Genomic DNA, 21,536 nt, shown 5'->3' on the forward strand with positions numbered 1-21,536 from the left:
ATAGGGATATGAAACCAAGGATTCTGGTTGTCGACGACGACACGGCACTCGCCGAGATGCTCACGATCGTGCTGCGTGGTGAGGGTTTCGATCCCTACGTGGTAGGCGACGGAACCCTGGCGCTCGCGGCAGTGCGTGAGACCCGGCCCGACCTCGTCCTGCTCGATCTCATGCTTCCCGGAATGAACGGGATCGACGTATGCCGAGTTCTGCGTGCGGATTCCGGCGTGCCCATCGTGATGTTGACGGCCAAGACCGACACCGTCGACGTCGTACTCGGCCTCGAATCCGGCGCGGACGACTACATCATGAAGCCGTTCAAGCCGAAGGAGCTGGTGGCGCGGGTGCGTGCTCGCCTGCGCCGTACGGAAGAGGAGCCGGCCGAACTGCTGAGCATCGCCGACATCGTGATCGACGTTCCGGCACACAAGGTCAGCCGCGGCAGCGAGCAGATCTCGCTCACACCACTCGAATTCGACCTGCTGGTCGCATTGGCGCGCAAGCCGCGCCAGGTGTTCACCCGTGAAGTCCTCCTCGAGCAGGTGTGGGGATACCGCCACGCCGCCGACACCCGCCTGGTGAACGTGCACGTTCAGCGTTTGCGCGCCAAGGTCGAAACTGATCCCGAGAATCCCGAAGTGGTTCTGACGGTCAGGGGGGTCGGCTACAAGGCCGGACCGCCGTGAGCGGAGTTTCCAGGTGGCGTCGTCGTCTCAACCGACGGCTGACGCCATTTCTGCGGTGGTGTCACTCGATGAGCAACACCCTCGCGCACACGTGGCGACGCTCGCTCCAATTGCGAGTGGTCGTCTCGACTTTGACGTTGTCCTTGATCGTCATCGTCATTCTCGGTGTCGTGCTGACCAGCCAGATCACCGATCGGCTGTTGGAAACGAAGATCACCGCGGCGACCGAGGAAATGGACCGAGCCCGCGGCATCGTCGAAGACCAACTCGCGGGCGTCGACGATTCGACGGCGCTCAACGTTCAATTGGAAAGCGCTGCATCCGGACTGACCAGCCGTCGAAACCAGACCTCGGGCCAGGCCTCCGGGTCGGCCGGCACCTTCGACCCGGTGCTCATCGTGCCAGGGGACGGGCCGCGCCAGCCGACGAGTTCGGGACCGGTCGATCAGATCCCCGACAACCTTCGCGAGTTCGTCAAACGCGGCCAGATCAGTTACCAATTCGCGACGGTGTCCAACCCGAACGGTTACTCCGGACCCGCGCTGATCATCGGTAGCCCCACCGCGTCGTCGATATCGGGACTCGAGCTGTATCTGATCTTCCCGCTCGCCAGCGAAGACCGAAGTCTGTCTCTTGTTCGAAGCACCCTGCTGATCGGTGGAGCTGTGTTGCTGGTGCTCTTGGCGGCGATTTCGCTGTTGGTTGCCAGACAGGTCGTGCTTCCCATCCGATCGGCCTCACGAATCGCAGTGCGTTTCGCAGACGGCCGACTCAAGGAACGAATGCCGGTCCGCGGCGAGGACGACATGGCGCGCCTGGCCATGTCCTTCAACGAGATGGCCGAGAGTCTGTCCAAACAGATCACCCAGCTGGAGGAGTTCGGCAGTCTCCAGAAACGCTTCACCTCCGATGTCAGCCATGAACTCCGCACACCTCTGACCACGGTCCGGATGGCCGCCGACCTGATCTACGACGGCAGCGAGAACCTCGACCCGATGCTGCGTCGGTCGTCGGAACTGCTTGTCGCCGAACTGGACAGGTTCGAAGGGCTACTGGCGGACCTCCTCGAGATCTCCCGTCACGACGCCGGTGTCGCGGAACTTGCGTCCGAACAACTCGACGTCCGTATGTGTGCGCGAGCGGCGGTTTCCACGGTTCGCCATCTCGCCCGCGAATCCGGCACCGAACTGATCGTGGACATGCCCGACGAGCCGGTCATGGCAGATGTCGATCCGCGCCGCGTCGAATGCATCCTGCGAAATCTCCTTGCCAACGCCATCGACCACGGTGAGGGGAAGCCGATTCTGCTTCGCCTTCGCGCCGACGACAATGCCCTCGCCTTCATCGTCCGCGACAGTGGCGTCGGGTTGCGTCCGGGCGAGGAGAAGTTGGTCTTCAACCGGTTCTGGCGATCGGACCCGTCCCGCGTGCGCCGCAGTGGCGGCACCGGACTCGGCCTCGCGATCAGTGTCGAAGACGCGAATCTGCACGACGGCAAGCTCGAGGCCTGGGGCGAACCGGGAGTCGGAGCCTGCTTCCGGCTGACGCTCTCGCGCACCCGTGGCAAGAAAGTCGTGTCGAGTCCGCTGCCACTCAAGCCGACGACCACCAAATTCGTCCGCACGCCGAGCGAAGCCGACATCGTCGCCGATACCGTCGGCGAGGTCACATCGTCCCTGCCGACTCCGCGCGAAACTGACTCACGGAACGAGTCCAACGGTGGGGATCGATCATGATCGGAACCCGCCGTCGTCTGGGACTTCTCGCAACAACCCTGAGCGTTCTGTTGCTGACCGGTGCATGCGCGAGTTTGCCGGAGTCCTCGTCGCCACAAGCAATCGGAACTCTGGCGACAGCCGTGCCCGGAACCTCCGTCGAATCACCGGCATCGGGGCGAGAGCCGGACCTGCTGGTACGTGACTTCGTCAAGGCGAGTACCGATCCGTCTAACCGGCACGCCGCAGCCCGTCAGTACCTGACCAAGGACGCGTCGGCGCGTTGGGACGATGCGGCAAGTGCTGTCATCGTCGACAAGGTCGATGTGCTCTCGGTTTCTCGAACCAGCACCGAAGCCGTCTACACGATTCGTGTGAACAAGGTCGGTCGCCTCGACCCGGGAGGACTGTACGTTCCCGAAGAGGGCAGCTTCGAAGCGAGGATGACCCTGGCGTTGACCGACGGCGAATGGCGGATCAGTGATCTGCCTCCCGGCGTGATCATGGAGCGTCCGCAGTTCCTCGGCGCTTACCAGCGGAAGTCGTTGTTCTTCCTCGACCCCACCAGCCAGACGGTCGTCCCCGATCTTCGCTGGATCTCCGGCGGGCAGGACCAGGTGGCGGCTCAGCTGATCGGTCTGATGATCGACGGACCGAAGGCAGCGCTGGCGCCGGCTGTGCGAAACGAACTGGGCAATGGCGTGTCGGTGATCGGTCCGATCACCAAGGCCGACGGTAAGCCGGGACAGGTCGGAGTCGGTCTCGGTGGTGTGCGCATCAACTTCCGCCTTGACAACCCGATGGATGCTGCTACTCGCGGTTTGTTTGCAGCACAGGTCATTTGGACGCTCGCCAACGCCGATGTGGCAGGGCCGTACGTTCTGGAGATCGACGGCGAACCGCTGGACGCGGCTCATGCCGACGGCTGGACCACCGCCGACGTCGCATCCACCAACCCACTGGCCACCACGAGTGCAACCGTCGGACTGCATGCACTGCGCAACGGTTCACTGGTGAGTGTCACCGAGCAAGAGGCGACTCCGGTGCCCGGTTTCGCGGGCAATGCGGGCAACCTCACGGCGGCTGCTCTCTCACGGGACGGCAAGTTGGTGGCAGCCGTCGCGGACACCGCTCGGCCGGATCCCGGCACAAGATTCGACTTGTCGCTCGGGACATACGGCGAAGGGTCCGTTCCGGTACTCGAAGGCAGCGCCATCACCAGACCCTCGTGGGAGCTGGACAACAACGCGGTCTGGACGACTGTGAACGGCAATACCGTCGTTCGGGTCGTCCGTGAACCAGGCACCGGCCGGGTGTCGGTCACCAACGTCGACGTCGGGGCCCTGACGTCGGTCGGTTCCACGATCTCGGAACTGCGTCTGTCGCGGGACGGCGTGCGAGCGGCGATGATCATCGACGGCAAGGTCTACCTGGCTGTGGTCGTGCGCACCGCCAGCGGGGTCTACGCCCTGACGAGTCCACGCGCAGTGGCGTCCGGCTTGGGCAGTACCGCGCTCTCACTCGACTGGAGCAACAGCGACACCATCGTGATCGCGCGCAGTGGAGCCGACATACCGGTCGTCCAGGTCGCGATCGACGGCTCACGAATGGACGCGCTGCCGAGTGGAAACCTGACCGCTCCCGTCACCTCCGTGGATGCATCGCCGACCACCGAGTACGTCGCCGACGCGCGTGCGGTGTTCCAACTGAACAACAACGACCCCGCCGGGGATCGCCGCTGGCGTGAGGTGACCGTGCTGACCGGACAGAAGGCGATTCCGGTTCTGCCTGGCTGACGCCTCTGCGCTCTGGTGAATGTCTGCGCTCTGGTGAATGTCTGCGCTCTGATGCATGTCGGTGCTCAGGTTCATGATTTGGCCATGGGGGACAAGAAATTCGGTGCCGGTCTGCTCGACCTGCTGTTGCCACGCGAGTGTGGTGGGTGTGGCCGCTCGGGGACTCTGTGGTGCGGTGAGTGCGCGGAACTGCTGCGCGATCATCCGCTTCAACTGAGTCCGCGCGTGGATCCGGGCGTGCCCGTCTGGGCACTCGGCCGCTACGACGGCCCCAGGCGGCGCAGTGTGATCGAGATGAAGGAACGGGGTCGTCGGGACCTCGCGATGCCTCTGGGGATCGCTGTGGCCGACGCGTTGGCCACTCTGGAACGGTGGGGCGAGCTCGGCAGCGGGGGTCGTCCGCCGATCGTGCTGGTGCCGGCTCCCACGCGCGCCCGAGCGGCGCGATCTCGCGGGGGTGATCCGGTTCGCCGGATAGCCGAAAGTATGCGCGGAAAGCGGGAAATTGGTTCTGTCGCGGGTCGTCCGGTACGTGTCTGTCCGATTCTCCGGATGACGCGAGGTGTACGTGACTCGGTGGGACTGTCCGCGGCCGACCGGGTGACCAACGTGAACGGTCATGTGTCTCTCGACACCACTGCGATCTCTTCGATTGCCGGGGACAGTGACATCGTCCTGCTCGACGACGTCCTCACCACGGGAGCGACTGCGGCAGAGTCGGTTCGGGCCCTCTCGCTCAGTGGGATTCGGACAACTCTCGTGCTTGTCCTTGCAGGGGCTTAGATGAATTTCGTTGGAACAGTGGCACTCGCGCGCGTTACGTACTAGCGTCGGCGGCACACCCGAAAATACTGGTAGGAGGTGGTACTTCGATACTGGTGCCGGGCGGATCCCCTCTCGGTACTTGCAGAATTTGCCGCCGCCCACCGTGGGGCGGGGCCGTAATTGGGAGGTACGAGTGACGACCCCTTCGCAAGCCTCGTTTTTCATCGAGGACGCCACCATCGAGCGTTCCGAGAATGCCGCAGCTCCGAGATCCGACGTCGTAGTCAAGGGACGAAATGTCGAGATCCCCGATCACTTCCGAATCTACGTTTCGGAAAAGCTGGCGCGACTCGAACACTTCGACCCCTCCATATTCCACTTCGACGTGGAACTCCAACATGAACGCAACCGACGACAGGCCAAGAGTTGCCAGCGCGTCGAGATCACCGCTCGAGGTAAAGGCCCGGTGGCCCGAGCCGAAGCGTCCGCAGACAGCTTCTACGCCGCCTTCGAATCGGTGATCGACAAGCTCGAGAGTCGCCTCCGTCGAACCAAGGACCGCAAGAAGGTCCATTACGGCGACAAGCGACCGGTGTCCGTCGCGGAGGCAACCGCCTCCCTCGTCGACGCAGACTCACTCGGAGTCACACCGGACATTTCGCTGAACGGTCAAGAGCCGGACGAGTACGACGGCCCGGGACGCGTGGTCCGCACGAAGGATCACCCGGCCGAGCCGATGACCATCGACGACGCTCTCTACGAGATGGAACTGGTCGGACACGACTTCTTTCTCTTCCATGACAAGGAGTCGGACAAGCCGTCCGTCGTCTACCGTCGTCACGCTTTCGACTACGGATTGATCCGCCTGACATGACCCAATCGGTGGTGGGTTTGCTCGCTCGCCGCCGGTAGCGCCTACCATGGAATCCGGCCGGAGTTTTCGGACCCCGGCCGGATTTTCAGTGTGTGACCCCCTGTCGCCGAAGATTGAGGACGAAGAAGACTGTGCCGTCGCTGTCGCTATCGAAGCTGCTCCGTGTTGGTGAAGGTCGCATGGTCAAGCGGCTCAAGCACATCGCCGAGCATGTGGAATCTCTGTCGCCCGATGTCGAAGGCCTGACAGACGAGGAACTCAAAGCCAAGACCACCGAGTTCCGTGAGCGCTATGCCGCCGGGGAAACTCTCGACGAGTTGCTGCCCGAGGCTTTCTCCGTGGCCCGTGAGACGTCGTGGCGCGTGATCAATCAGAAGCACTTCCACGTGCAGATCATGGGTGGCGCGGCCCTGCACTTCGGCAACGTCGCCGAGATGAAGACCGGTGAGGGCAAGACTCTGACGTCGGTTCTTCCGGCTTATCTCAACGCGATCGCGGGTGACGGCGTCCACGTGGTCACCACCAACGACTACCTTGCCAAGCGCGACTCCGAGTGGATGGGCCGCGTTCACCGCGCCCTCGGCCTCGAGACCAGTGTGATTCTCTCGGGCATGACGCCGGCCGAGCGCCGCGTCGCCTACGCAGCCGACATCACGTACGGCACCAACAACGAGTTCGGCTTCGACTACCTGCGCGACAACATGACGCACTCGCTGGACGACCTGGTCCAGCGTGGCCATGCGTTTGCCATCGTGGACGAGGTCGACTCGATCCTCATCGACGAAGCCCGAACCCCGCTCATCATCTCGGGCCCGGCCGACGGCTCCAGCAAGTGGTACAGCGAGTTCGCGCGCATCGCGCCGCTGCTGAAGAAGGACGTTCACTACGAGGTCGACATCCGCAAGCGCACCATCGGTGTGCACGAGGCGGGCGTCGAACTGGTCGAGGACCAGCTCGGTATCGACAACCTGTACGAAGCCGCGAATTCGCCGCTGGTGAGCTACTTGAACAACGCGATCAAGGCCAAGGAGCTCTACACCAAGGACAAGGACTACATCGTCCGCGACGGTGAGGTCATCATCGTCGACGAGTTCACCGGCCGCGTGCTGGTCGGCCGCCGCTACAACGAGGGCATGCACCAGGCGATCGAGGCCAAGGAGAAGGTGGAGATCAAGGCGGAGAACCAGACCCTTGCCACCATCACCCTGCAGAACTACTTCCGTCTGTACGACAAGTTGTCGGGCATGACGGGTACCGCCGAGACGGAAGCTGCCGAGCTTCACCAGACTTACACGCTCGGTGTGATCCCGATCCCGACCAACCGTCCGATGGTCCGAGTCGACAACGGTGACCTCATCTACAAGACCGAGGAAGCCAAGTTCGACGCGGTGGTCGACGACGTCGTCGAGCGCCACGAGAACGGCCAGCCCGTCCTGATCGGTACCACCAGCGTCGAGCGCTCGGAGTACCTGTCCAAGCAGTTCACCAAGCGCGGCGTTGCCCACAACGTCCTCAACGCCAAGTTCCACGAGAAGGAAGCGACCATCATCGCCGAGGCCGGTCGCTCCGGCGCGGTCACCGTCGCGACCAACATGGCCGGCCGCGGTACCGACGTCGTGCTCGGTGGTAACCCGGACATCATCGCGGACATCGCGCTGCGCAAGAAGGGCCTCGACCCGGTCACGACGCCGGACGAGTACGAGGCAGCTTGGGACGCAGTCCTGGACGAGGTCAAGGCTGAGGTCAAGGCAGACGCCGAGAAGGTCCGCGATGCCGGCGGCCTGTACGTCCTGGGCACCGAGCGTCACGAATCGCGCCGAATCGACAACCAGTTGCGTGGTCGTTCCGGACGTCAGGGTGATCCCGGCGAATCGCGGTTCTACCTCTCGCTCGGTGACGAGCTCATGCGCCGTTTCAACGGTTCGGCACTCGAGTCGATCATGACGCGCCTGAACCTGCCCGACGACGTCCCGATCGAAGCCAAAATGGTCTCGAAGGCCATCAAGAGCGCTCAGACCCAGGTGGAGCAGCAGAACTTCGAAATTCGCAAGAATGTCCTCAAGTACGACGAGGTCATGAACCAGCAGCGAACGGTCATCTACAAGGAGCGCCGCCAGATCCTCGAGGGTGAGGACATGGAAGGCCAGGTCGAGCAGATGATCACTGACGTGGTCACCGCCTACGTCGACGGTGCCACCGCCGAGGGATACGTCGAGGACTGGGATCTCGAGCAGCTGTGGACTGCGCTGAAGACGCTGTACCCGGTCGGCATCGATCACAAGACGTTGGCAGGGGAGGACGGCGCAGGCATCAACAGTGACCTGAGCCGTGACGACCTGCGAACCGCTTTGCTCGAAGACGCCCACGCGGCGTACAAGAAGCGCGAAGCCGAGATCGATGCGATCGCCGGCGAAAACGGTATGCGTGAACTCGAGCGTCGTGTCTTCCTCTCGGTCCTGGACCGTAAGTGGCGTGAGCATCTCTACGAGATGGATTACCTCAAGGAGGGAATCGGTCTGCGTGCGATGGCCCAGCGCGATCCGCTGGTCGAGTACCAGCGCGAGGGTTACGACATGTTCATCGGCATGCTCGACGGATTGAAGGAAGAGTCCGTCGGATTCCTCTTCAACCTGCAGGTCGAGGCAGCTCCGGCGCAGCCCGCAAGTGGAATTTCCGTCACCGCGGGCTCTGCCGCCGCGGCGTCCGCCACGGCGCCCAAGCCGCTCCCCACGCAGGAGGCTGCGGCCAGGACAGCCGGAACTGCCGCCCCGACGGCGTTGCGCGCCAAGGGACTTGACGACGAAGGTCCGTCGCGTCTGACGTACACCGGCCCGGACGAGGACGGCAAGGCAAAGGCAACACGTGACTCGGCTGCCGACGCCGGCGACGGTGCCGCCTCTCGTCGCGAACGTCGTGAAGCCGCACGGACGCAGTCGAAGAGCAATCGAGCTCCGAAGTCCAAGCGCAAGCGCTGAGGTATTAGCGCAGTCAGTACTCGGCAGGCTGGACGGTCACACCACGTGTAGTGCGGTGACCGTCCAGCCTGTTTCGTCTGTGTGGTCGATCCGGCCTGCGACGGCAAAAGTCTGCGTGCCTCGTGTGTACGTCGCACAGACTTCGGCGGTACTCTCCGACACTGCTTGAACGTGGGTGCGGTGAACGGCCGCGCCGCCCAGCTTCCGGGCCGAGAAATCCGAAGTGTAAAGTCTCGCAACAACTTCCAGGACGGACGGCGTCAACACGCCCTTGAGTTGCCGTGGATTTCGTCGTCGGTCGACGGTTTCGAGAACCAGACGTAGTGATCGGTTCCAGAAGATGTCGGCACCTACCAGCCGCGGTTCCGGAGCGTGAGTGAACCCGGTACTGGGCGACGTTCCGTTGTGTGGCGTCTTTCGCGGGCGACGCAGCATCCGGTCTGTTCGGCACTGCGTTCGGTCTGGCCGGCACTGTGGCTGAGACAGCACGACGGTATGCGGGTGAGGCTCGAATTGCGGCGCCGGCTCGAGAACGATCTTGCAGTCCTGCTCCATGACATCCCCCCGGATGATCCTGCGTCCGAGACAGCTGTCTCGGACTTCGCTCCCCCGAGCGATGGTGAGAAGCATGACACGAATCGCTCGAGATGTCGCCGTGATCACCATCGCGACTTAGGGTGATGGCGTGCGGGGACTTCTGTTGGATGTCGGTGGCGTGCTGTTCGGTCCGGGATCGGATCTCGACGGCTTGAGCGCGGTCGTGCGCGCGGTGAAGGCCCGCGGAATCGTGACGGGAATCGTCAGCAACGATCCCGGCGGCGCCAGTGCTCAGTGGTTGCGGGATCTCGGCGACGGGGTCTTGGTCGACGACGTGATCTTGTCCGGTGATGTCGAGATGGCAAAGCCCGACGCCGAGATCTATCTGTTGGCAGCGAGTCGTTTGGGCGTCGAGCCGGAGGATTTCGTTTTCGTGGATGATCTCGAAACCAACGTCCGGGCGGCGGTGGCCGTCGGGATGGTCGGGGTCCATCACGTCGGCTCGGAATCGACCATCGAGGAGTTGTCGATTCTGTTCGATCTCGGCGAAGGAGGGGACACGAAGCCATGGTGAACAGACTGACGACTCAGGATGCCGCTTTCTACTTCCTCGAAGCCGGGACGACGCCGATGCATGTCGGCTCGTTGGGGATCTTCAGGCAACTGCGAAACGGGATCGATCACGAGGAATTGCTTCGACTGGTCGAAGAGCGGCTCGGATCGGTTCCGCGTTACCGCCAGCGAGTGCGTGAGGTGGCGTTCGGTCTGGCCCGCCCGGTATGGGTGGACGACTCGGATTTCGACATCACTTATCACGTTCGCCGATCTGCTCTGCCCAAACCGGGTTCCGACGAACAGCTGATGGATCTGATCGCGCGGCTGACGTCGAGACCACTCGACAGCACGAGGCCGTTGTGGGAGATGTACCTGGTCGAGGGGCTGACCAGAAACAGATTTGCCATCTTCACGAAGTCTCATTCGTCGTTGGTGGACGGCGAGGCGGCTCCAGAGATCAGTCAGGTGATCTTCGATCCGGAGAAGAATCGAGCGCCAGGCCCCGAAGAATTGTGGATGCCCGCCAGGCCGCCGAGCGATACCAGCTTGTTGGTCAGTGCACTGGCGGATCTCGTGACGAGCCCGGGGGAGGGGATCGCACGGGCGCGTGCAGCGTTCAACGACGTGACCACGTCCGTCACCGAGGCTGTGAGTGCACTCGGGAAACTCGCGGAAGTGGTTCGAACGGCGACGCAGGTAGCCCCGTCGAGCCCGCTCAACGCCACCATTTCGCGCAATCGACGCCTTGCGGTGGCCAAGACGTCTCTGGAGGACTATCGACGCATTCGTGCGCGGTACGGGTGCGAGATCAACGACGTGATTCTGACCGTCATCGCAGGTGCGATGCGGAACTGGTTGCTCTCGCGCGGTGAACCGGTGACCGAGGCGACCATCGTGCGAGCGATGGTGCCCATGTCGGTCTACACCGACGGCCCGGAGAGTCCTGACGTCGACGATCCGCAAGCGCCCGGACATGTTTCCTCGTTCCTCATCGACCTGCCTGTCGGTGAACCCAACGCGGTGGTTCGGCTCTCGCACGTGGCCCATGCGACGGAGGCATTCGCGCGTCAGGGTCGGCGGGTCACCGCGCAGACGATGGTGCGAATGTCCGGGTTTGCGCCGGCGACGCTGCATGCGATGAGCTCCCGCGCGGCCAGTAGTCTGTCGCAGCGAATGTTCAACTTGATGATCACCAATGCGCCAGGGCCGCAATTTCCGCTTTACCTCGGTGGTGCTCGGATGCTCGAGATGTATCCCGTGTCGCCACTGCTCAAGAATCAGACACTCAGCATCGCCCTGACGTCGTACGACGGAAATGTCTACTACGGTTTGAATGCCGACCGTGACGCGATGTCGGACGTCGACGTCGTTCGTTCGCTGATCTTCGAGTCACTCGAGGAATTGACGGATGCGAGTCGGTGACGAACGAGCATGAAGGTGGTCTCATGAGGGTGTACGTACCGGCGACGGTCGAGATTTTGCAGCAGTTGGTCGCAGATCAGGAGTTCGACCCTATGAGCCGGACGGCTTTTGCGGTCACCCCGACTCTGCGTGAGTCGTACGCGGCGGGGGACGACGACGAGTTGGCCGAGGTCGCCATGGGTGAGGCTGCGCGTGCGTCGCTGCGACTGATCGCCGGAACCGAGGGTGACGTCACCTTCCGGCGTGCTGTCGTTGCCGCCGACGTCGACGATGCCGATGTGAAGTTACGGCCCGATCTCGACGATTCGGTAGTCCGATTGGCGGGTCCTGTCACGATGGCTCAGGTTGCATCTGTGCATGTCGACCTCGAACAGGCAGAATCGGACATCGAGCGCGCTGCTGGCATAGTCGACGCGGCGGATCTCGGTGACGCCGATGCCGAGTTCACGCTCGGTGACGCGGAGGACCACGAGTTGGCGTGGTACGCCGCGCAGGAGTTGCCGTTCTTGCTCGACCTGCTGTGAATGTGCTTACCGTGAAGTAACCTACGGTACCGTAACCTGATAACCTACGGTACCGTAGGCAGTGGGTTCGGAAGGTGAGAGGTGGAGGTCTGATGGGTCTGAAGGACTGGATCGAGGCACCGGCAGCGTCGGTAGTTCCGGCAGCGCGGTCGAAGCTCAATCTGCTTCGCGGTGCGGCGGCTCGGCTGACCACACCATTGCTTCCCGACGACTATCTTCACCTCGCGAATCCGTTGTGGTCCGCGCGCGAGCTGCGTGGTCAGATCGTCGAAGTCCGGCCCGAGACCACGGACTCGGCGACCATCGTCATCAAGCCGGGTTGGGGATTCGACTTCAACTACCAGCCAGGGCAGTACATCGGCATCGGTCTGCATATCGACGGCCGTTGGCATTGGCGGTCGTACTCACTTACCTCGCCTCCCAACTGGGAGAACAAGCGCATTTCCATCGCGGTCAAGGCCATGCCCGAGGGCTTTCTCTCGAGCCACCTCGTCAGCGGGGCCGTGCCGTCGGGAACCATCGTTCGACTGGCCACGCCTTCGGGCAACTTCGCGTTGCCGGATCCGCCACCGGAGAAGATCCTGTTCATCACTGCCGGCAGTGGCATCACTCCGGTCATGGGCATGTTGCGGACGATGAACCGGCGCGGTCAATTGCCCGACGTCATGCACATCCACTCGGCTCCGACGGAATCCGACGTGATGTTCGCCGACGAACTCACAGCACTGCACGCCGAGCACGAGGACTTCGTGAGCCACGTTCAACTCACGCGACGTGACGGAAAGTTCAAACTCAGTTCTCTCGACACGGTCTGCCCCGACTGGCGCGAGCGCCACACCTGGGCGTGCGGACCCCTCCCGTTGCTCGATGAGCTCGAAGACGTCTGGAAGGCGGAAGGCATCGAGGATCGACTCCACATGGAGCGGTTCGCCGTATCGCGCATCGACGCTTCGGCCGACGGTGGCACGGTCACGTTCGAGAAGTCGGGTAAGACGATCACCGTCGACGGTGCGACGACGCTTCTGGAGGCAGGCGAGCAGTCCGGTGCCTTGATGCCGTTCGGTTGCCGCATGGGCATCTGCCAGACGTGTGTCGTACCTCTCGTTGCCGGCCACGCGATCGATCTACGCTCGGGGAAACAGCACGCGGAGGGCGAGCGCATCCAGACGTGCATCTCCGCCGCCGCCGGCGACTGTACGCTGGACGCATAGCTTCTAGGCACACGGAGGACCACGGTGGCCATCACCGATATCAAAGAGTTTTCGCACCTCACCGAGGCCGATGTCGAAGCTCTCGGACGTGAACTCGATCAGATTCGACTCGACATCGAAGACTCTCGTGGGATCCGGGACGCCCGCTACATTCGTCGCGTCATTCGCGTCCAGCGGGCGTTGGAGCTCGGCGGGCGTATCGCATTGTTCGGCAGTCGGTACCGACCGGCATGGTTGGTCGGCACGACCCTGCTGAGCCTGTCGAAGATCATCGAGAACATGGAGCTCGGGCATAACGTCATGCACGGGCAATGGGACTGGATGAACGATCCCGAGATTCACTCCGTCTCGTGGGAGTGGGATCAGACCGGTCCTTCCGAGCATTGGAAGCGCGCCCACAACTACCAGCACCACACGTACACCAACGTCGTCGGTATGGACGAGGATCTCGGTTTCGGGATTCTGCGTATGACTCGTGACGAGCCGTGGAAGCCGATCAACCTCTTCCAGCCGATCGCCAACGTGATCTTGGCGGCCACGTTCGAGTGGGGCATCGCGCTGCACGACCTCACGGCGGCAGCCGAGTTGGAGGGCGCGGAAAAGGGGCAGCTGAACTCGCAGGCGAACAAAGACTTCGCGCGCAAGATATTTCGTCAGGTGGGCAAGGACTTCATCTTGTTCCCGGCGCTGACGGGTCCGGCGTGGAAGTCGACCATGTCGGCCAATGCGACCGCGAACCTCGTGCGCAACCTGTGGGCGTACGTCGTCATCTTCTGTGGCCACTTCCCGGACGGTGCCGAGAAGTTCACTGTTGCCGAATTCGAGCAGGAGACTCGTCACGAGTGGTACCTGCGCCAGATGCTCGGTAGTGCAAACTTCAATTCCGGCAAGCTCATGGGACTCATGAGCGGCAATCTGAGCTACCAGATCGAGCACCACGTGTTTCCTGATCTGCCGAGTAACCGCTATCCCGAAATCGCTGTGAAGATGCGTGCATTGTGCGAGAAGTTCGATCTCCCGTACACCACCGGCTCGCTCTTCAAGCAGTATCTTCTGGCTCTGCGCACCATCCACAAGTTGGCTTTGCCGGACAAGTGGCTGACCGCAACCTCGGACAATGCTCCGGAAACGTCTTCGGAACTGCGGTTCCGCGACTCGGGATTCCGGGACGCAGCCATGGCGATGGTCGAGGACCTTCGTACCGATCCGATCACCGGTAAGCGTCTCGGTTTGCTGACCGCACTCAAGTCGCAGGCCCGTTCCCGCATGCCGAAGCGCCGGAAGTGATATAGGTTACATCGGGAAAAACCTAACCTACGGTGCCGTAAGTTACGCTACAGTAGGTGCAGTTGATCTGAACGATTCGAATCGATGATCGTTCTGCACTTACTACTTTGCGCCTAACTCACTGCTAGGAGGCTTTCCATGGCGATTGCAGATGTCAAGGAATACGCACATCTCACGGACGCCGACATCGAAGCGCTCGGCCGCGAACTCGACGCGATTCGTCGCGACATCGAGGAGTCGCGCGGCGAGAAGGATGCGCGATACGTGCGCAACGTCATTCGTCTGCAGCGTTCGCTCGAAATCGGCGGCCGCGCAGTGCTTTTCGCCAGCCGTCGTCGTCCGGCGTGGCTCGCCGGAGTTGGCCTGCTGACGCTCTCGAAGATCATCGAGAACATGGAACTCGGGCACAACGTGATGCACGGGCAGTGGGACTGGATGAACGACCCGGAGATCCACTCCACCTCGTGGGAGTGGGACGTCACCGGCCCGTCTGCGCACTGGAAGCAGACCCACAACTACCTGCATCACAAGTACACCAACGTCCTCGGAATGGACGACGACGTCGGATACGGACTCCTCCGCGTCACCCGCGATCAGCGCTGGAAGCCCTTCAACGCCGGCAACCTGGTCTACAACACGCTGCTCGCGCTGTTCTTCGAGTACGGCATCGCCGCTCAGCACCTCGAGCTCGGCAAGGTGGCCAAGGGCCGCGCCGACAAGGAAGAGACGCAGCGCAAGCTCCGTGAGGTCGGCGAGAAGATCGGCAAGCAGGTCCTGCGCGACTACGTCATCTACCCGGCCATCACCGGCCCGGCGTGGAAGAGCACATTGTCGGCCAACTTCACCGCCAACACTCTGCGGAACGTGTGGACCAACGCGGTCATCTTCTGCGGCCACTTCCCGGACGGTGCCGAGAAGTTCACCAAGGAAGACATCGACAAGGAAACGCAGGCTCAGTGGTACCTGCGTCAGATGCTCGGCAGCGCCAACATCGAGGGCAGCGCGCTCATGGACTTCATGACGGGCAACCTGAGCTACCAGATCGAGCACCACCTGTTCCCCGATCTGCCCAGCAACCGCTACAAGGACATCGCGGTCACGGTGCGTCAGCTCGCGGACAAGTACGACTTGCCGTACACGACCGGCCCGCTTGCCGTGCAGTACGCCAAGTCCTGGCGAACCATCGCCAAGCTGTCGCTGCCCAACAAGTACCTCAAGGACACCGTCGACAATGCGCCCGAGACGGCGTCGGAGCGGATGTTCGACGGCGAACTGACCTCGACTGTCGATCCCGTGACCGGGCGTCGCAGTGGCCTCAAGAGCGCCATCGCACGTAAGCGCAAGAGCGGAAAGCTGCGCAGCCTCCTCGGCCTGCGCTGATCGTCGACTGCGCTGACCGTAGACAGCAAGCGGCCCGACACCATTCGATGGTGTCGGGCCGCTTTGCTGTTCTCGCCCGGAACGTCGCTCGGGGGCGCTCAGTACTGATCGTTGGACTTGATCGCTTCCAGCAGTTGTCGCACAGCGACGACGCGTCGAGCTGATTTGCCCTCCAACAGGTCGAGCTTGCATTCGGGATCTGCCGGCGGTCCGAGGTGCGTGCATCCGCGCGGGCAATCCTCGATCGCCGCAGCGAGATCCGAGAACGCCGCCACTACGTTCTCGGGCGAGATGTGCGCCAGACCGAACGAACGGATGCCCGGGGTGTCGATCACCCAGCCGCCACCGGCGAGAGGGAGTGCCACCGATTGCGTTGACGTGTGCCGGCCCTTCCCGACTCCGGATACGATGCCGACCGCTCGATTGGCATCGGGGACAAGGCGATTGACCAGTGTCGACTTTCCGACGCCGGAATGTCCGATCAGGGCGGTCAACTTGTGCTCGAGGATCTGCGTCAGTTCGTCCAGGGGATCGTCGCGACCGGCGACGACCACTTGGATGTCGAGGTCGGCGAACGTGCTCGCGAATTCCTCCGGCGGTTCGAGGTCGCTCTTGGTCAGGCAGACGATCGGCGTCAGGCCACCCACGTAGGCGGCGACCAGTGCGCGCTCGACGAAGCCGGTGCGCGGTGGGGGATCGGCGAGTGCCACGACGATGAGAAGCTGCTCCGCGTTCGCGACGACGATGCGTTCGAAGGGATCGGTGTCGTCGGCGGTCCTTCGCAGAACCGTCGAACGCTCGGAGACCCGGACGATGCGCGCAAGGGTGTCGGTTTTGCCCGACAGATCGCCGACTATGTCCACCTGATCGCCGACGACGATGGGGGTTCGGCCAAGTTCGCGGGCGCGCATCGTGACGATCAGCCGGTCGGGATCGCCGCCGAGGACGCAACCCCAACGGCCACGATCCTTCGACACCACCATCCCCGATTCGGCCGAGAGATGTTCGGGCCGAGTCTTCGTACGGGGGCGGGATCCGCGCCCGGGGCGTACCCGGACGTCGGACTCGTCGTACTGCCGCGGACTCAGAAGCTTGCCTTCGGTGTCGCCGGCGAACTCTCGAGCATGTCGATCCACATGTTCTCGAAGCCCGGCAGTGTCTTGGCTGTGGTTCCGACATCGTCGACCTCGACACCGTCGACGACCAGGCCGATGATGGCGCCGGCTGTTGCCATGCGGTGGTCGGCATACGAGAGCCATTGTCCGCCATGGAGTTCCGCGGGAACGATCGTCAGGCCGTCATCGGTTTCGGTGACGGAGCCGCCGAGTTTGTTGATCTCGTCGGCGAGGGCGGCGAGACGGTCTGTCTCGTGCCCGCGCAGGTGCGCGATTCCTCGTAGATGCGAGGTGCCCTCGGCGAGAGCGGCCAGGGCCGCCACGGTGGGGGTCAGCTCTCCCACGTCGTGGAGGTCGATGTCGATGCCGCGCAGTTTCTCCGGGCCGCGGACGGTCAGGACACCATCGGCGAGAGTGACGTCGGCCCCCATCGAGGCGAGGATCCCGCGGATCGCGTCGCCGGGTTGCGTCGTCGACGACGGCCACATCGGGACGCTGACGGTTCCGCCGGTCACTGCGGCAGCGGCCAGGAACGGTGTGGCGTTGGAGAGATCGGGTTCGATCGCCCAGTCCACGGCGCGCACCGGCCCCGGTGCCACACGCCAGGTGTCCGCGTCACCGCCCGTGGCTGGCGTCGTCACGGAAACTCCGGCCTCGCGGAGCATCTCGACGGTCATGTCGATGTGTGGCATGGACGGGACGGGCTTGCCGTCGTGGTGAACGGTGACACCCTCTTCGAACGCAGTAGCCGAGAGCAGGAGACCGGAGACGAACTGCGACGAACCGGATGCGTCGATGGTGACCGTCCCGCCGCGTAGGGATCCGGTTCCGGTGACGGTGAACGGGAGTGCGTCACCCTCGATCCGAGCGCCGAGACCGCGCAGTGCTTCCAAGATGGTGCCGAGCGGTCGTGTGCGTGCTTGCTCGTCGCCGTCGAAGTGGACGATGCCGTCGGCCATCGCGGCGAGTGGCGGCAGGAAGCGCATCACGGTGCCGGCCAGGCCGCAGTCGACCTCGCCGCCGCGCAGGGGTCCAGGGGTGATGCGAAGCGTGGTCGCATCACCGGCTTCCGCGACGCCGATGCCGAGGTCACGCAGAGCTGCGATCATCAGGTCGGCGTCACGGCTGCGGAGTGCACCGGTGATCGTGGACGGGCCATCCGCAAGTGCGGCCAGAATCAGAGCTCGATTGGTGATGGACTTGGATCCGGGCAGCGTCACCACTGCATCGACGGGTGCTTGGGCCCTCGGGGCGCTCCACAGACTCAGACTCACATGGTCCATCTTCTCTCATCGGTGGGGGAATGGTCGAAACCGTGCCACCCTGGGTGTCATGTGCGGAAGGTATGCGACCACAGCGGACCCGGCCACCCTGGCGGTGGAACTCGACGCGCTCGACGAGACCGACCACTCGGCGCCCGTCGAAGCCGATTACAACGTGGCCCCCACGACCGAGGTGTTGACCGTCGTCGAACGCCACGATCGGGAGAACCCCGACAGCGATCCGGCCAAGAGGATTCGGCGGATGCGGTGGGGATTGGTGCCGTCGTGGACCAAGGAACTGGGCAAAGGCCCGGTCCTGTTCAACGCCCGCGCCGACTCGCTGGCGGAGAAGCCGGCGTTTCGGACCGCCTTCAAGTTCAAGCGTTGCCTGGTCCCCATGGACGGGTGGTACGAGTGGCAGACCGAGGCCACCGGCGGGAAGAAGGCAGCGAAGATTCCTTACTACATGCACCCCGACGACGGATCACGGCTGTTCATGGCGGGCGTGTGGTCTGCCTGGCGGGACCCGAGGGTCGAGAACGCGAGCCCCGTTCTGAGCTGCTCGATCGTCACGGTCGACTCTCTCGGTCACCTCGAGCAGGTTCACGACCGCATGCCCCTCGCCCTGCCTCGTGACCGCTGGGAGGCGTGGCTCGATCCCGACAACACCGTCGATTCGGCTCTGCTCGAACCGGTACCGGACCTCTTCGAGCGGATCGACGTCGATCGAGTCCGGCCGCTGGTCAACAGTGTCAAGAACAACGGGCACGAGTTGATCGAGCCGGACGTCGACCGTGCCGGCGAGCAGATCAGCCTGCTCTAGCAGTCAGCCGAGAGCCCAGGTGACGGTCACTTCGAACGAGACCTGCTGGGTTCCCGGGGCGAGAACCATGTCGGACATCGAGGCGTCGGGAGCGCGCATGGTCTGACCGCCACTCGTGTCGTGTGCCTCGGTGATGGTCACGACGTTTTCGAGCGACGTCCCGGACAGATCCGCGTACTGCTCGGCACGGTTCTTCGCGTCCTCGAAGGCACGGGTGCGAGCGTCGGCCAGAAGCTGAGAGTCGTCGTCGATGGCGAAGGCGACGTTACCGAGCCGTGCCGCGTTTCCGCCCGCCGCGATGCCGGCGTCCAGGACAGAAGAGGCCTTGTCGAGATCGCGGACGACGATTCGTACCGAGTTGGTCGCCCGGTAGCCGGTCACGTTGCCGCCGACGAACGGTCCGCCGCTGGCGTCGTACTGCGGCTGGACGGACAGATCGCTTGTCTGCACGTCCTCGGGGGCAACCCCGGCGGCGACTATCGCGTCGATCATCTGACGGGCCTTGTCATTCGCCTCCGAGACCGCTCCCGATACATCCGGGGCAACCACCTCGATGCCGATGTCGGCATTGAGGATGTCCGGCGCCCCGCGGACCTGCCCTGATCCGACTACCGTGACTTCCTTGGCGGCATTGTCCGAACTCCCGCAGGCCGTCAGCGAGACGGTGAGGGCTGCCGCTGCAGCGGTCAGTGCAAGAGTTTTCAGGTGTGGTCGCATGGTGAGACCGTAGCGACCGGATACTCAGCCCGCCGTGATTTGCGCCGTGACCGCGCCACTGAGCTGCGTGAGGTCCGTCGGAGCCAGCTCGATTTCGAGCCCGCGTCGGCCGGCGCTGCAGAGAATGCGGTCCCAGTCGAGCGCCGACGCATCGATCACTGTCGGCAGTTTCTTGCGCTGGCCGAGCGGTGAGATACCGCCGAAGACGTAGCCGCTCGAGCGCTCGGCTTCGGCGCGATCGGCCATGACGGCTTTGCTCGCACCGAGGGCAGCGGCTGCAGCTTTGAGCGAGAGCTTGTCCGGGACCGGCAGGACCGCGACGGCGAGCTTGCCGGTGTCGAGTTTGACGACCAAGGTCTTGAAGATCTGGGCGGCCTCGACGCCTGTCGACTCTGCCAGTGCAGTGACCGCCTCGTCGCCGAAAGATTCGGCGCGAGGATCGTGGTCGTAGCTGTGGACGCGGTGCGGTGTCTTCGACTTGTCGAGAAGTACGGTCGCAGGGGTCGCTGTTCCGGCCATGTGGAACACCCTATGTGGATCGCCGACAGGTGCATTCGACCAGGCCGGGAACAGAGTCGCTGACTCCCGTGTTGGTACCAGTTGATGAAACTTGTCCCGAGAAGCGAAGGAGCGACCGTGCTGGCTGTGTGTGAGCCACCACCGGCCCGTGGGTCGGATCTTCAGTTGGCGGTAACCTTGATCCCTACGGCTAGTGAAGGGATCAGAGTGCTGGAACACGACCGGCCCAAGGACGAACCGTCAGGGGTAGCTGAACCTATCGACGGCGCAGTGTCCGAAACGCCCGAAACTGCGGATGAGTTGATTGCCCGGTTCGAGCGCGACGCGCTCCCGCTGCTCGACCAGTTGTACGGCGCTGCCCTGCGCATGACGCGGAATCCGGCTGATGCCGAGGATCTCGTGCAGGAGACGTACGTCAAGGCGTACACCGCTTTCCGTTCGTTCCGTGCCGGTACCAACCTGAAAGCCTGGCTGTACCGGATTCTCACGAACACCTACATCAACTCGTACCGCAAGAAGCAGCGCCAACCCGCGCAGTATCCGACGGACGAGATCACCGACTGGCAGTTGGCCGCCACCGCCGAGCACACTTCGACGGGGCTGCGATCGGCCGAGGTGGAGGCGCTCGACGCGTTGCCTGACGACGACATCAAGGCGGCGCTGCAGTCGCTTCCCGAGGAATTCCGTATGGCCGTGTACTACGCCGATGTCGAAGGATTCCCGTACAAGGAGATCGCGGAGATCATGGGCACACCCATCGGAACGGTGATGTCGCGACTGCACCGTGGTCGCAAGCAATTGCGTGGTCTTTTGGCCGATGTCGCAAAAGACCGGGGATTCAATCGGGACGGCGCGGTCGACACAGCCACAGTCGCAGCCACCGAGACGGAAGGTGTCACACGATGAGTGAGCAGGACGAATTCGAAAGGCTCGACTGCTCGGCAGTCATCGCCGACGTCTGGTTGATGCTCGACGGTGAATGCGACGATTCAAGTCGTGCTCGCCTGCAGCGTCATATCGACGATTGTGGATCGTGCCTCGAGGCCTACGGGATCGAAGAGAAGGTCAAGAGCCTGATCAACCGTAAGTGCGGCGGAGACCATGCGCCGGAAAGCCTGCGTCAGAGGCTCACCGTCGAGTTGCGTCGGACCATCGTCATAGCGACTACCGAAACCGACAGCTAGCCCGTCAGCGAAGATCTGAGCGGCAGCAGTCGTAAGGCAGTAACGCCGAGGGGCGGGGAAGCAATGCTTCCCCGCCCCTCGGACGTTTTGTTGCGCTACATGTCAGGCGTTTGGACGCTTGCCATGGTTAGCGGCGTTGCCCTTACGGCTGCGCTTCTTACGACCACGCTTACCCATGATTGGTCTCCC

General features: G+C 63.3%; 21 protein-coding genes. 15 read left to right on the forward strand and 6 right to left on the reverse strand.

Going from position 1 to position 21,536, the window contains the following annotated elements:
* The first annotated feature begins 8 nt into the window (after positions 1 to 8).
* From mtrA to secA, 6 genes are all read left to right on the forward strand, one after another.
* Positions 9 to 686, forward strand: a complete 678-nt coding sequence (mtrA, locus tag A0W34_RS10775) for an MtrAB system response regulator MtrA (RefSeq protein WP_003941013.1) — start codon at positions 9 to 11, stop codon at positions 684 to 686.
* Positions 683 to 2,422 (forward strand): MtrAB system histidine kinase MtrB, encoded by a 1,740-nt coding sequence (gene mtrB, locus A0W34_RS10780; protein WP_081557662.1) that lies wholly within the window; start codon positions 683 to 685, stop codon positions 2,420 to 2,422. The genes mtrA and mtrB overlap by 4 nt, the downstream gene beginning before the upstream one ends.
* Entirely contained in the window at positions 2,419 to 4,197 is a 1,779-nt protein-coding gene (gene lpqB, locus A0W34_RS10785) for an MtrAB system accessory lipoprotein LpqB (protein ID WP_081557663.1), read from the forward strand. Before mtrB ends, lpqB begins: the two co-directional genes overlap by 4 nt.
* Before the next feature lie 51 nt (positions 4,198 to 4,248).
* Entirely contained in the window at positions 4,249 to 4,980 is a 732-nt protein-coding gene (locus tag A0W34_RS10790) for a ComF family protein (protein ID WP_081558788.1), read from the forward strand.
* A 175-nt stretch (positions 4,981 to 5,155) separates the two neighbouring features.
* Positions 5,156 to 5,836, forward strand: a complete 681-nt coding sequence (gene hpf, locus A0W34_RS10795) for a ribosome hibernation-promoting factor, HPF/YfiA family (protein WP_003940893.1) — start codon at positions 5,156 to 5,158, stop codon at positions 5,834 to 5,836.
* A gap of 131 nt (positions 5,837 to 5,967) precedes the next feature.
* Positions 5,968 to 8,811, forward strand: a complete 2,844-nt coding sequence (gene secA / locus A0W34_RS10800) for a preprotein translocase subunit SecA (RefSeq protein ID WP_081557664.1) — start codon at positions 5,968 to 5,970, stop codon at positions 8,809 to 8,811.
* Between the two features lie 36 nt (positions 8,812 to 8,847).
* Here secA and A0W34_RS10805 read toward each other — a convergent pair whose 3' ends face one another.
* Positions 8,848 to 9,366 (reverse strand): Rv3235 family protein, encoded by a 519-nt coding sequence (locus tag A0W34_RS10805; RefSeq protein WP_232330014.1) that lies wholly within the window; start codon positions 9,364 to 9,366, stop codon positions 8,848 to 8,850.
* Between the two features lie 130 nt (positions 9,367 to 9,496).
* On the opposite strand from A0W34_RS10805, the gene A0W34_RS10810 reads away from it, so the two are divergent.
* From A0W34_RS10810 to A0W34_RS10835, 6 genes are all read left to right on the forward strand, one after another.
* The gene (locus A0W34_RS10810) at positions 9,497 to 9,922 is read left to right on the forward strand and encodes an HAD-IA family hydrolase (RefSeq protein WP_081557666.1); all 426 of its coding nucleotides are present in this window, start codon (positions 9,497 to 9,499) and stop codon (positions 9,920 to 9,922) included.
* Complete coding sequence (locus tag A0W34_RS10815) at positions 9,916 to 11,325, forward strand: WS/DGAT/MGAT family O-acyltransferase (RefSeq protein WP_007731194.1); 1,410 nt, start codon at positions 9,916 to 9,918, stop codon at positions 11,323 to 11,325. Before A0W34_RS10810 ends, A0W34_RS10815 begins: the two co-directional genes overlap by 7 nt.
* 23 nt (positions 11,326 to 11,348) lie before the next feature.
* Positions 11,349 to 11,849 carry a DUF6912 family protein gene (locus A0W34_RS10820; RefSeq protein WP_030535010.1) on the forward strand — a complete coding sequence of 167 codons (501 nt, stop codon included), beginning with the start codon at positions 11,349 to 11,351 and terminating at the stop codon, positions 11,847 to 11,849.
* Between the two features lie 92 nt (positions 11,850 to 11,941).
* Positions 11,942 to 13,060 carry a ferredoxin reductase gene (locus A0W34_RS10825; RefSeq protein ID WP_003940928.1) on the forward strand — a complete coding sequence of 373 codons (1,119 nt, stop codon included), beginning with the start codon at positions 11,942 to 11,944 and terminating at the stop codon, positions 13,058 to 13,060.
* 24 nt (positions 13,061 to 13,084) lie between these two features.
* Positions 13,085 to 14,347, forward strand: coding sequence for a fatty acid desaturase family protein (locus A0W34_RS10830; protein WP_003940901.1), 1,263 nt, complete (start codon positions 13,085 to 13,087; stop codon positions 14,345 to 14,347).
* A 138-nt stretch (positions 14,348 to 14,485) separates the two neighbouring features.
* Complete coding sequence (locus A0W34_RS10835; protein WP_003940700.1) at positions 14,486 to 15,727, forward strand: fatty acid desaturase family protein; 1,242 nt, start codon at positions 14,486 to 14,488, stop codon at positions 15,725 to 15,727.
* A gap of 98 nt (positions 15,728 to 15,825) precedes the next feature.
* Here A0W34_RS10835 and rsgA read toward each other — a convergent pair whose 3' ends face one another.
* Together rsgA and aroA are read right to left on the reverse strand one after the other, a co-directional pair.
* Complete coding sequence (rsgA, locus tag A0W34_RS10840) at positions 15,826 to 16,863, reverse strand: ribosome small subunit-dependent GTPase A (RefSeq protein WP_007731200.1); 1,038 nt, start codon at positions 16,861 to 16,863, stop codon at positions 15,826 to 15,828.
* Complete coding sequence (aroA, locus tag A0W34_RS10845) at positions 16,812 to 18,125, reverse strand: 3-phosphoshikimate 1-carboxyvinyltransferase (protein WP_081557667.1); 1,314 nt, start codon at positions 18,123 to 18,125, stop codon at positions 16,812 to 16,814. The genes rsgA and aroA overlap by 52 nt, the downstream gene beginning before the upstream one ends.
* A gap of 49 nt (positions 18,126 to 18,174) precedes the next feature.
* On the opposite strand from aroA, the gene A0W34_RS10850 reads away from it, so the two are divergent.
* Positions 18,175 to 18,927 carry an SOS response-associated peptidase gene (locus tag A0W34_RS10850; RefSeq protein ID WP_007731203.1) on the forward strand — a complete coding sequence of 251 codons (753 nt, stop codon included), beginning with the start codon at positions 18,175 to 18,177 and terminating at the stop codon, positions 18,925 to 18,927.
* A 3-nt stretch (positions 18,928 to 18,930) separates the two neighbouring features.
* Here the strand turns inward: A0W34_RS10850 and A0W34_RS10855 are convergent, their stop codons facing one another.
* Positions 18,931 to 19,644 carry an SIMPL domain-containing protein gene (locus A0W34_RS10855; RefSeq protein WP_021332569.1) on the reverse strand — a complete coding sequence of 238 codons (714 nt, stop codon included), beginning with the start codon at positions 19,642 to 19,644 and terminating at the stop codon, positions 18,931 to 18,933.
* Between the two features lie 24 nt (positions 19,645 to 19,668).
* Positions 19,669 to 20,163 carry a Cys-tRNA(Pro) deacylase gene (gene ybaK / locus A0W34_RS10860; RefSeq protein WP_047271686.1) on the reverse strand — a complete coding sequence of 165 codons (495 nt, stop codon included), beginning with the start codon at positions 20,161 to 20,163 and terminating at the stop codon, positions 19,669 to 19,671.
* 207 nt (positions 20,164 to 20,370) lie between these two features.
* Between ybaK and A0W34_RS10865 the strand changes: the two genes are divergently transcribed.
* Positions 20,371 to 21,069, forward strand: a complete 699-nt coding sequence (locus tag A0W34_RS10865; RefSeq protein ID WP_042922166.1) for a sigma-70 family RNA polymerase sigma factor — start codon at positions 20,371 to 20,373, stop codon at positions 21,067 to 21,069.
* Positions 21,066 to 21,347, forward strand: a complete 282-nt coding sequence (gene rsrA / locus A0W34_RS10870) for a mycothiol system anti-sigma-R factor (RefSeq protein WP_081557668.1) — start codon at positions 21,066 to 21,068, stop codon at positions 21,345 to 21,347. Before A0W34_RS10865 ends, rsrA begins: the two co-directional genes overlap by 4 nt.
* Positions 21,348 to 21,449: 102 nt before the next feature.
* Here the strand turns inward: rsrA and A0W34_RS33815 are convergent, their stop codons facing one another.
* Positions 21,450 to 21,524 carry a 50S ribosomal protein bL37 gene (locus A0W34_RS33815; RefSeq protein ID WP_022597109.1) on the reverse strand — a complete coding sequence of 25 codons (75 nt, stop codon included), beginning with the start codon at positions 21,522 to 21,524 and terminating at the stop codon, positions 21,450 to 21,452.
* Between the last annotated feature and the right edge of the window lie 12 nt (positions 21,525 to 21,536).

The organism is Rhodococcus sp. BH4, assembly GCF_002079265.1.
Taxonomy (GTDB): Bacteria; Actinomycetota; Actinomycetes; order Mycobacteriales; family Mycobacteriaceae; genus Rhodococcus_F; species Rhodococcus_F qingshengii.